The sequence below is a fragment of the Endozoicomonas sp. SESOKO4 genome (assembly GCF_024606275.1).
The window spans coordinates 1-10,360 of sequence record NZ_JAHHPS010000343.1; the positions used below are offsets into that span (position 1 = coordinate 1).

A 10,360-nucleotide genomic window follows, 5' to 3' on the forward strand; every position below is an offset into this window, starting at 1 on the left:
ACGCAAAGCCCCATCGGCCAAAGATGTTGAACGCTCACTTTCCTACAACTTGTTCAACCCATTCCCTGAGCTTTCCCTGCAAAAGGCAAACAGCATTACTACCGACGACTTGATGCCTGTTTTTCAGCGCATACTAAAACGTGGAGTAACCACAGGTTTTAACCGATTCAGAAGCTATCTATTAGCTGCTTATAACCTTGGCTTGAAAGCAGATTATGACCCAAGGCAGCAACTGGAAACAGGTAAGCGTTTTGGAATTCAGTTCAACCCGGTTGTCCCAATCCCCAAGTATGCTGACTATGAGCGAGTTCGGGAAAGAGTCCTTTCGAATGACGAAATACAACAGTTCTGGAATAACGTGGAAAAAGGAACTCCTGATTGGAGCCCTCTTTATGGGTTACTGGCGAGATTCTGTCTTGCCTGTTATGGCAACCGACCTGAGCAGTTGAATCATATCCGTTGGAGCGATATCGACTTTAACCAGCGAACGCTAGTTTCACGGACACCAAAGGAAAAAATGCTATCCCGAAAAAACGGGTCATTCCTCTTACCAAAAGGGCGCTGGATATACTGGAACAAGCCTCTGTATACAGAGAACCTCAACCAGAACGATTCACAGCCAAAGATTTGCGCCAGACAGCTACCCGCCTGTTTGCAGATAGCAGAGTACTGAAGGAGCATCGCTACCTGTTACAGAGCCGCGAGGATGGCAGAGTGGAGTCCAGGCATTACGACCACGATGACCGCTTGCCTGAAAAGCGTGACGTTGCAAAAGTGTACGATGACTATCTGGGGAGAATCATTGATGGCACTGTGGAAAAGCCCGAAAAAAGGGTGATTGATATCGACCATTACAGGCAGAAGGCAAGCGGAACCGTCTAATACAACGGGTTTGGCCCCCCCTGACACAGAGGTCAGTGAATCGATCCGGAAATTGTCTGAAATTCCTGGCTGTTAAACAGGTTTCTGGTTTGGCTGGAACAGGCTTTGAGCTCACACATCAGCTGATAGTAAAGGGGCGCTTCCTGGTTGACCCGAGCAACAGTCAAAGACAGTTCTGAGTGCCTGTCTGCTGCTAGATCGGCCAAACCGTGGGCCAGAAACCTTGGGCAAAAGCCGATAATTTCCGGCGTTCCCGTTGTTCTGATGGCCAGGGCGAGGGGGGCAGTCTCATTCTGGAAATCATTCATTAACAGCAGCTTGTCACCTTCTTTCAATGCCTTGATTCGCTGCCTGGCTGATTCAGATACATAACGAACACCATGAACAAAGAAATCCAGCTCGATAGCACTCTTCCCGGTCAGGTCCAGTTCCGGGAAAATTTGCGGGTTGTCCGTGCTTTTTACGCTGCCAGTTCTGGCCAGTACCTGTAGCGGACTAAGTTCTTCTTCAGAGAGTCCTAGTCAGGACATCAGCATTTTGTATTCCGGCCTGCGCGGATTCAGCAGCCTGTTGGCGAATAATGGGAAGAGTTTGTCCGACTTATAAGTAACGTCAAGCTGTTCCATCCCGGAAAAGGGGATGAAGGATTCGTTCCTGGCCCCCAGGGTGTAATCAAAGATAAACAGTTCCTGGTCCTGGGACAACTTGCCTACTGTGTGCCAGTTTCTTTCTTTCGGGTCTTGCCAGGCTAAAAAGACACTATTCATTGAACGAGTCATTTCAGAGCACATAACAGGTTCCTTTTACCAGCCCAAGATGCTGTCTGTCTACTGGCAACTTGGCAGCGACAAGCAAGGTGAGCATAAACTACTCTGAAAATTCGTCGCTATTATTTGTGGTACTTAGTGCTATACTTGTCCAAGGTTGAGTAAGGTTGACTATGCGGGTATTTAAAAACAAAGCGTTCAGTAAATGGGCTTTCAAAGAAGGATTAAGTGATGATGCCCTGCTAGCCGCAGTCAGCGAAATAGAGAATGGGCTGGTTGACGCAGATCTGGGAGGGCAGGTTCTCAAGAAGCGTGTAGCCATAGCAGGCAGGGGCAAAAGGGCTGGACTGAGGACAATTCTGGCGTACCAGTTTAAAGACAAAGCTTTCTTTGTCTACGGTTTTGCCAAAAATGCTCAGGCCAACATTGACGCAAGAGAGCTGAAGGCGCTCAGAGCCTATGCCAGAACCCTGTTGAGTTACGATGACCATGATCTGGATAAAGCGGTAACGGCGGGAATACTACTGGAGATCAGAAATAATGGATAAATCTATTTTAGATGCAGTGCATGATGGCGCTAAAGACCTCCATGAAGCGGGCTTGATGGACGACACTACCCTACGGGAGTTTGACGCCCTGTGCCTGCCTCCTGTTAAGCAGTACAGCGCCGAGCAAATCAAGGGAATCCGTACCAAGGTAAAAGCCAGTCAGGCCGTATTTGCTGCTTATTTGAACATCAGCAAGTCCACGGTGCAGAAGTGGGAACAGGGGGCCAAAAAGCCGAATGGCCCCTCTCTGAAGTTGTTAAATCTGATCGAGCAGAAAGGATTGGAAGTGCTGGTCTGATCTTCCTAATCCGTCATGGCTGGATACCGTTACGACAGAAGTGGCGGGGGCTTATTTTACGGTGACCTGGCCGTTCATCTGCATGGGGAGGAGCCAGTCTCGGAGTTTTGCCAATTGCTGACTTTCTTGCTCCAGCATATCCTGCCTCTTGAAAATACTCTCAACTTGCCTGGTATATTTGTCAGTGATATGTTCTGATGGCAGGCGAACTTTTACTGTCTTCAGCACAGTTCCGGAAATTTCTTTGAAAGTTGATCCTGAAGAATATTGAATAATGGCTTTTAAGCAGTTTTGGACTGCATAGAAAATAAATTCGGAAGAGTAACCCTTGGATGGCATAAGTGACTTGAAGCCTTGATTGGTTGTTACTTCATTTCTGGCGATAGCCATATAGCCTATTGGTGCTCTTGAGCTCAAAAGAACAGTACCCTTGGGATATTTTTTCAAAGAAGCAGATTTGATTCCATCACTGCTTACATCGACAGCACCACGAGAGATAAACTTGCACTCAGTGTTGTTGGACAGGTCATTTGGTGTAATCCATGGCGTACCTGACTGACAGAAATTCTCTGCCGCTTTGGTTGATGGTGTACTGCCACCAACAATCTGACCGAGCTTGTCCATTGTGCCATCACCCCACCCCACCGGAATCTCCCGCTTCAGCACCGATCTTTTTAGTTTACTATTTTTAATCTTGTAGGTGTCATGCCATTTTTTGATGGTATTTTCTTTATCTTTCATATCGAGTAAGTCAGCAACTTCCAGATGTATGTCAATAACCTTACTTTCACTGGTTGCTTTTATAACATCTACCAATGCTGCCACTCCAGAACGGAAAGCTTTTTGCCTATTCATTGTATTGCGAGCTGACGCGATTGGTTTGCTGCGTCCTTTGGTGCCTCTAATGTAAAGGGCATCCATAGGGTCGGCTCCATCCATGGCAATTTGCTCAATAGAGCGACCAAGATACTTAGCTGACTCAAGGGTCACTTCAACGGATTTATGATCAGCCCGACACGACAGTTGCTTAGAGAAAGCATCTTTATTTTCCGAAGCAAATTTTATCAGTTCAGCCAAAGATGATACTGATAGCTCCAGTGCTTTATACCCATCTGTAACACAGTCTCTCTGCTCGGCTGATCTCATTAGTTCTCGGTAATACAATGTTTCTGAAGATGTAATGAGTCTGAGCGCTTCCTCTTCTGTCATTAGTGTGTGATCTGCTCCCTCAAAGATGAGGCGCAAGTATTTTTCTAGATTGTTATGCAGCGATTCTTCTTCAATATAAGGTACTTCCTCGGGTTGGAAGGTGGCTATTTTTTTGTTTTGTTTGCTGTCCATCTGCTTACCTTTTTCCATGCATCGGTTTATGCCAGGCAACATTCCTTGTTATAGGTTGTCATATGTAACCATATGCCTCTATTTCATACCAATATATGCTGAAGTGAGAAGGATATACATGTATGGAAATATATTGAAAATAAAGTGGGGACTAGAGTGGGGACCAAAACTGAAAAAGTGAGCAGATACAAAAAAGCCCCAGACTATGCTGAGGCTTTTAAGTGCCTGATTCTACAGGGCTTTGTATGGTGCCGGCACCAAGAGTCGAACTCGGGACCCACTGATTACAAGTCAGTTGCTCTACCAACTGAGCTATACCGGCAAAGAACGAGGAGCATGATATGTATGAGGGGGTTCTTTGTCAATATCATCCGATACAAAAAACAGACCTTGTGGTCTGCTTTTTGTACGATCATTGTGAATTCTTTTCCTGCTGTGTTTTCCAGAGCTTCCTGCCCTGAAATAAGCATCCTGCTGTTTTGGTCCTGCCTGACCCGTTCAGGCGTCCTGCCCGGTTTGCATCCTGCCTCAATTCACTTCCTGCAACCGGTCTTCCTGACTTCAAAGCTTTCTGCTTTGTCCGCTCCCTGCGGTGTTCGGGTCTTCCTGATATTAACTTCGTCAGCTTAAGTCTTCCTGACTTTGTGAACGTCCTGTTCCCAGCTGACGATTCCTATTATCCATGGCTAAGTATTTTCCGAAACCGGAGGTTTTCCTTTCCCTGTGTGAGACATTGACCATAGTACCATTAGGTTCGTCACCGCTGGCTGGCAGCCAGAAGCCCGCCGCAGGTTATAAACATTGAGCCTAATAATCGGTTTTGCAGCTTCCCATACTTTTTCAGAATCGGCATCAGTTTCAGGGCGAAGCTGGCGTAACCCACCATAACCAGGCTATCAACTATAACCATAGTGATTCCCATAATGAGGTACTGGGGCCAGAGAGTCAGGGTAGGATCTATGAACTGTGGCAGGAAAGCAGCCTGAAAAACAATGGCCTTGGGGTTCGTCAGATTGACCAGAATGGCGCTGGCAAAAGATTTTCTCTGACTGATAGGGTTTTGGTTCTCGACGGAAAACTCATTCGGTGCTTCACGCCATTTCATGATGCCCAGAAAGATCAGGTAAATAGCGCCTGTCCATTTGATCAGGGTGAAGAGTGTCTCCGAGGCTGCAAGGATGGCCCCGAGACCGGCAGCGACGACAATCAAAAATATAATCAGGGCGGCCTGAAGCCCCATGATGGATGGCAGGGTTCTGATCAACCCTGAGCGAATGGCGGTGGCCATGGTATTAACCGCACCGGCACCCGGCGTCACGCTGATAATGATGGTTGCGGCCAGAAAAGCCAGCCAGATATTAAGTTCCATTGAAGATTCCGGATTAGAAAACCAAGTCTTTTAAGTTTTGATCAGACTGTTTTTTAATCGATGAATCGAGTGTGTGCAACAGAAATTAAAAGAAGAGAAAATTTTTGGGCATTTTTTACGAGTCCATTTATTCCTGACAGGGGCGGTGAAAGGCGGGTAAAAGCAGCCGCGTTTTCTTCCACGAGTAGGTCCATCCAGCTGAAGCTGGCTTTCAGTTCTTTGCTCTGAAACTGTCGAAAGGCGGCTTCGGGCTTGGGCGTGAAGTTGTTACTGAGTTCGAAGAAGTTGTAGATGTCGATTGGCATATAAAAGCTCCTGTGATGTTAGGAGCTTGATTGTTTTGATAGGGTTTAATCATTCAGGAATGTTCCGTTATGACCGGAAGTGCTGACGAACCATTTTGTTTCCGATCATATTGGTCAGGATGCTGTAGTTTTTATCCTCGTGACGGATACGCCCAGCAACAATAGCCGGGTTAATCTTTAGCTCTCTTGCTAACGATTTGCAATCACGTTCGCTTTTACTTTGACGCACCTTGGCTTTAGACCAAATGCTCTTTTCAATTAAAGCCTCAGCTGCAGCGCTGTCTGCCTCATGTTCACAATCGTCCTTTTCAGCTGAGTCAGTATCATCAAAAAATGCAGTTGTGTCAGACTTTAAATGCAGTGCGACGTGAGCAAGTTCATGCATCAACGTAAACCAGAAGTTATCCAAGCGATCATACCGCAGAGTCATTCCGATGACGGGATAATCTGATTTACTCATCATAGCTGCACCATCAAGATAAGTTTTACCAAAGTGAGGTTCGATAACTAACTTGACCCCCAGATGTGATAAGAATTCCTGAGCAAGTTTTGGCCCTTGAGCTGACCAACTCAGTCTTGCAAGCTCTTTCATCACTTCTGGTGTAATACTGCCAGGAATGTAAGGGCTGTCAGTTTTCGTTTTTTCTGCCTCTTGTAAAACTTTCACTTGCCAGGCAAGCAAGGCGAACTGATCAACCTCTTTGTCTGAAACATAGTGAGCAGATGTCCGGCAAAGAGCAGGTTCAATATAGCTGGAGTCCACACTCCCTAAAAAACGGCGCAGGTGCTCTTCTGCATAGGTTTTTAATTCATTAATCGAGCCAGAAAAGCCCGGAAAGCAGCCTCTTTTCTTCATCTCTGCCAGTGGGAAATTTTCCCAAATGATGCCATTTGATTCAGGTAAAGAGGCACCTCGCTCCTTAATCAGAACATCCGCAGGTATGCCGAGCCCACTGTGCAGTTTGCGAATCATTGTAAGACTCAGATCACGGTTTCCATTCAGTATCTCGGACACCTTACTGGCAGAACCAAAATAAAGCTTCATATCACTTCGGGCCAGACCCTCTTGCTCCATACGAAACTTAATGGCTTCAATAGGGTCTGGCAGGTTTGCAGGAAACTTTTCTGTTTCGTATTTCTCAATAAGGAGGGCCAATACTTCCAGTTCGTTATCTTCTTTTGATCCTTCTTCCGGACAGCTATCCATTAGGAACATCAGGCGCTCCATGGCATCCGCATGATCTTTTTCTGTCTTAATGACTTTGATCTCAGACATCATTCACCTCCTGAAGTTTTGTTTATTATAATCTGCATGAGTGCCGACCCACTCGATTGCAACGCATTGGCGTTAGGGAAGTTCCATTCTGTGAGCCATTTGATGACTTGCTGGTTAAGGCTCTCACACACCAGGTCTGCATCACTTTTGATAACAGAGCGAGCCACTTCTTGATGGACTTCGGCTTGGCTGTGACTGCTGCCGTCGTCAGTGGTCATTGTCTGGCTGAGAATCACCTTGCTGATGGCTTTGTCCATACGCTGGCACAGCACGTCATAGTCTGCGGTCCCGGATCGAGCCGCCTCGATCAGCTCGATAACGTATAAGCTTTGGCCATGCGTATGCCATGGTCGGCCTTTGCGATTTCTCCAAGAGTTGCTTTCCCTGCCATGACAGTATCCTACTTGGTACGGCTGTTAGTGATATTATATTGCGTGTGCTGTATATCCCCATGTTATGTTGCAGCAAGCAGGATCATCACAAATCTCAGGGAACGGTTTTTAATACCCTGAACTCTCTGCCGTTGAGATCCTGAGCGTGTTTCTTGAACTTCCGTTCTACTTTAGTCAGCTCTTGGTCGAAATAGGCCGCCAGATCCAAGTCAAGATTAACACTGGTTTGAACCATGGCATCCGGGAAGAAATCTCTGACCGATGCCCGGTTACTTTTATATCGAAGGTTGTACTTGTTGAGATCAGGCAAGTTGTATTGGCTGGCGGTATTTTTGACATGAGCCTTGAGTCCACCGGAGTATTTTACCAGCCGGTTTCTTCTGCGCAGGAGGTTTCTGGTAGCACGCATGGTTTCAGGAAATTCATAGGCTATGGGAAAATTGCCTCCCCGCAAGAGTTTGGCAATCTTGTAGGAATCAATTTTATCATTCTTTGCTTTTCCGCCGTGAATCGCTTTCATATAGAGGGCATGACCCAGAACAAAATCAATGCCCTGATGACGACACCAGGTAGAGAGCCGATACCAGCAATGCATGCATTCAACGCCCACGACAATATTGTTCTGACAGGGTTCGATAAAAGCCTGAAGAGCCGATGGATCAGCCGCTATTTTCTGATGAACCAACGTGTCGCCTTGCTGGTCAAGAATACAAACGAAGAGCATTCGGGCATAGAGATCAATACCACAGTAATGAGGATGCAAGTTGGTGTAGAATCTCATTGGGTCTTCTCCTTTTTGGTTTCGTTGCCTACCGGCTTACTCAGTAAGCTGGGGAGAAGGCTCATTAAGTATCAAATGCTTCCAGTTCGTTCCGGGTCTTCGCCCCTCCATCCGACGTGCCTGGTGGCTCGATTTAAGCAGGCGGCATTCTGTAAATAAAACTAGCTGTCGTTGTCTCTATGGCTCTGTCTGAGCCTTGTTCCTGTCTCTGTTGCTGTCTCTGTCTCTGTTGCTGTCTGAGTCTCTGTTGCTGTCTGAGTCTCTGTTGCTGTCTGAGTCTCTGTCTCTATTGCTGTCTGAGTCTCTGTCTTTGCCTCGCTTGCTTTATCCATGAGCGTTTGAAAAACTTCTACTGATTTCCACCGATCTGCTTCGCTTAACTCTGAAAAACGCTGAAAGAACAAATCAGTTAACGTTCTGTATAAACTTCTATCAGTATCATTTTTTGGTGGGTAATCGAGTTGTGATTTTACAAATGGAGCTGCACACGCCAGAAGTTCAGGATCCGCCGGCTCGTTTTGTAGTTTGGCTATCATTCTTGCCTGAAACTCTGGTCTGGAAAGTGCCTGTGAAAGAGGTTCTTGCTCAAAACAAATTCTATGATCTCCTGAACTTGCACCATGGTGTACTCGGGATCGCTGCTTGCAAACCGGGCATAATAGATCACGATTTGATCGTAATGTATCTAAACATCCCTCATGAAAATTATGTCCGCAGCAAAGGGCAGTACTTTGCTGACAGCTGTTAATTTCAAGTTGACAAATTGTACATATGTCAGCGTATCCTGTGCCGATTGTTAAACTTAAGTTGAAAACTAAAAAAATAAACAAGCGCATATACAGCTACACCATTTTGATTTTAATCAAGAGAACAAGCATTAAAAAATTTCCCAAGGAATGCATCTACTTCGCAGTCCCTGAGTTTGTGACTAAGTGCCGCTTTGAGATTTGTACTTTATGTACAGAGGGCAGTGTCATGTTCGTACAGATCGGACTTCATCTTAGTCCATCAGTTCACAACCTTCATGACAAATGCTGAATCTTACGCCACTTCGGATAGGGCATCCCCTTAATGTTCTCACCACGTTCCAGAAAAGCCAGAGCCTCCAGAGCTTCGTACTTCTCTTTGAACTTCCCAATGGTGCAGTACCAGGCTCTGAAGTTCATGTCCCTTATCATGAATGCTGAGTCCAGATCCGTGGCCTCTATCAATTCATCAAATGTCATTCTGGTTCAAAAGTCAGGCAGAAATCATCAACATCACAGAATACACTGGTTGTAGACATGGGAGCCTCTGGTTAGCTATCTGAGAGCTTTAACCGAAAGGTAGTTAAATTACAGGGGCTTGATTGTCTTTTTTTTGCATCGAACTCACGTTGGTTACCCAGTAATAGCTGCGTCATGCTGCTCAATAGGAAGGTCAAAGAAGGCTATTTTTTTAAGCGATTATTTTGAAAAAATATTTTGCTTCTGATTTGAGATGCTTTTTCTGGCGGGCTTGTGTTTTCGGAGTAAGTATAAAAGGGTTGAGGCCTATAATAGGGCGGGTCTATATTTTTTAACAGCAATGACCCCCATCCTGATGTGGCTATCAGCCGATGACTACAAACAGGCGGTCTATGGCTGTGTCAGCTGATTTTGTGATAGTCTCGATTGTCTACTATGCTCAACGCTCACGCAACAAACGGTAAAGGTAAATGTATGAGCCTTGAGGCAAGAGTTGAGAAACTTGAGGAGCAACATAGACAGATGGACGCTAACATGCACAGTCTGGCGAGGGTTTGCGCAGACACACAAAACATCACACTGACTAACCAGCGTGATATTGCAGACTTAAAGTCAGATATTGCTGGGGTCAGATCTGAGGTTATCAGGGTTAAATCTGATCTTGCGGCGTTGACACAGGCGACACTTGCAGGTTTCAAGAGGGTTGATGAACGTTTTGAAGAACATGATAAGCGCTTTGACGAACACGATAAGCGCTTTGACAAGGTTGATAAACGCTTTGACGAGCACGATAAACGCTTTGACGAGCACGATAAGCGCTTTGACAAGATTGATAAACGCTTTGACGAACACGATAAGCGCTTTGACAAGATTGAAGATACACTCGTCATCATCGTGAACCATCTCAAAAAATAACCACGTCACCTAATAATAAAATCCAGTGGATTGTCTATGGCAGCCGCTGATTTGCGCGTTTCTTTTCTGGGGGGACTGGTCTTGCGGGCGAAGAGCGTTTGCCTTTGCCGGGGTTCGAGATAACAAAAAGGAAGAGAGATTAAAGATAATACCACCGGGCAACTGTCCGGCTTTCTTACTACGAATCACATGACAAAATTTTGAGGATTGGTGCCCAGGAGAAGACTCGAACTTCCACGCCCTTTCGGACACTAGCACCT

General features: G+C 45.9%; 15 protein-coding genes and 1 tRNA gene. 5 read left to right on the forward strand and 11 right to left on the reverse strand.

Features of this window, described 5'->3' with window-relative positions; translation table 11 throughout:
- The coding region (locus KDK16_RS06535) for a hypothetical protein (RefSeq protein ID WP_257275246.1) at positions 1–673 on the forward strand (673 nt) is incomplete at its 5' end.
- A 41-nt stretch (positions 674–714) separates the two neighbouring features.
- Positions 715–882 carry a hypothetical protein gene (locus tag KDK16_RS06540; protein ID WP_257275248.1) on the forward strand — a complete coding sequence of 56 codons (168 nt, stop codon included), beginning with the start codon at positions 715–717 and terminating at the stop codon, positions 880–882.
- A gap of 32 nt (positions 883–914) precedes the next feature.
- On the opposite strand, the gene KDK16_RS06545 is transcribed toward KDK16_RS06540, so the two are convergent.
- Together KDK16_RS06545 and KDK16_RS06550 are read right to left on the reverse strand one after the other, a co-directional pair.
- Entirely contained in the window at positions 915–1,364 is a 450-nt protein-coding gene (locus tag KDK16_RS06545; protein ID WP_306670754.1) for an HIRAN domain-containing protein, read from the reverse strand.
- Between the two features lie 39 nt (positions 1,365–1,403).
- The gene (locus KDK16_RS06550) at positions 1,404–1,649 is read right to left on the reverse strand and encodes a hypothetical protein (RefSeq protein WP_257275250.1); all 246 of its coding nucleotides are present in this window, start codon (positions 1,647–1,649) and stop codon (positions 1,404–1,406) included.
- 173 nt (positions 1,650–1,822) lie between these two features.
- Here KDK16_RS06550 and KDK16_RS06555 point away from each other — a divergent pair, with 173 nt between their 5' ends.
- Positions 1,823–2,197, forward strand: coding sequence for a type II toxin-antitoxin system RelE/ParE family toxin (locus KDK16_RS06555; protein WP_257252751.1), 375 nt, complete (start codon positions 1,823–1,825; stop codon positions 2,195–2,197).
- The gene (locus KDK16_RS06560; protein WP_257252749.1) at positions 2,190–2,495 is read left to right on the forward strand and encodes a DNA-binding transcriptional regulator; all 306 of its coding nucleotides are present in this window, start codon (positions 2,190–2,192) and stop codon (positions 2,493–2,495) included. The genes KDK16_RS06555 and KDK16_RS06560 overlap by 8 nt, the downstream gene beginning before the upstream one ends.
- Before the next feature lie 51 nt (positions 2,496–2,546).
- On the opposite strand, the gene KDK16_RS06565 is transcribed toward KDK16_RS06560, so the two are convergent.
- The 9 genes from KDK16_RS06565 to KDK16_RS06605 form a co-directional block, all read right to left on the reverse strand.
- Positions 2,547–3,854 (reverse strand): restriction endonuclease subunit S, encoded by a 1,308-nt coding sequence (locus KDK16_RS06565; protein ID WP_257252747.1) that lies wholly within the window; start codon positions 3,852–3,854, stop codon positions 2,547–2,549.
- 228 nt (positions 3,855–4,082) lie between these two features.
- Positions 4,083–4,158: transfer RNA gene (locus KDK16_RS06570), tRNA-Thr, on the reverse strand.
- Between the two features lie 435 nt (positions 4,159–4,593).
- Entirely contained in the window at positions 4,594–5,205 is a 612-nt protein-coding gene (gene rhtB, locus KDK16_RS06575; RefSeq protein WP_257255583.1) for a homoserine/homoserine lactone efflux protein, read from the reverse strand.
- Positions 5,206–5,258: 53 nt separating this feature from the next.
- A complete protein-coding gene (locus KDK16_RS06580; RefSeq protein WP_257255584.1) occupies positions 5,259–5,510 on the reverse strand; it encodes a hypothetical protein in 252 nt (83 codons plus the stop codon).
- Positions 5,511–5,577: 67 nt separating this feature from the next.
- Complete coding sequence (locus KDK16_RS06585) at positions 5,578–6,483, reverse strand: ImmA/IrrE family metallo-endopeptidase (protein ID WP_257275252.1); 906 nt, start codon at positions 6,481–6,483, stop codon at positions 5,578–5,580.
- A 302-nt stretch (positions 6,484–6,785) separates the two neighbouring features.
- The gene (locus KDK16_RS06590; RefSeq protein ID WP_373690675.1) at positions 6,786–7,103 is read right to left on the reverse strand and encodes a DUF935 family protein; all 318 of its coding nucleotides are present in this window, start codon (positions 7,101–7,103) and stop codon (positions 6,786–6,788) included.
- A gap of 169 nt (positions 7,104–7,272) precedes the next feature.
- Positions 7,273–7,959, reverse strand: coding sequence for a transposase (locus KDK16_RS06595; RefSeq protein ID WP_257275254.1), 687 nt, complete (start codon positions 7,957–7,959; stop codon positions 7,273–7,275).
- Positions 7,960–8,120: 161 nt separating this feature from the next.
- A complete protein-coding gene (locus tag KDK16_RS06600) occupies positions 8,121–8,795 on the reverse strand; it encodes an RING-H2 finger protein (protein WP_257254976.1) in 675 nt (224 codons plus the stop codon).
- A 186-nt stretch (positions 8,796–8,981) separates the two neighbouring features.
- Positions 8,982–9,185: a hypothetical protein gene (locus KDK16_RS06605; RefSeq protein ID WP_257254977.1), complete on the reverse strand. Its 204-nt coding sequence runs from the start codon at positions 9,183–9,185 to the stop codon at positions 8,982–8,984.
- A gap of 474 nt (positions 9,186–9,659) precedes the next feature.
- Here KDK16_RS06605 and KDK16_RS06610 point away from each other — a divergent pair, with 474 nt between their 5' ends.
- Positions 9,660–10,100, forward strand: a complete 441-nt coding sequence (locus KDK16_RS06610) for a hypothetical protein (protein ID WP_257254978.1) — start codon at positions 9,660–9,662, stop codon at positions 10,098–10,100.
- Positions 10,101–10,360 lie beyond the last annotated feature (260 nt).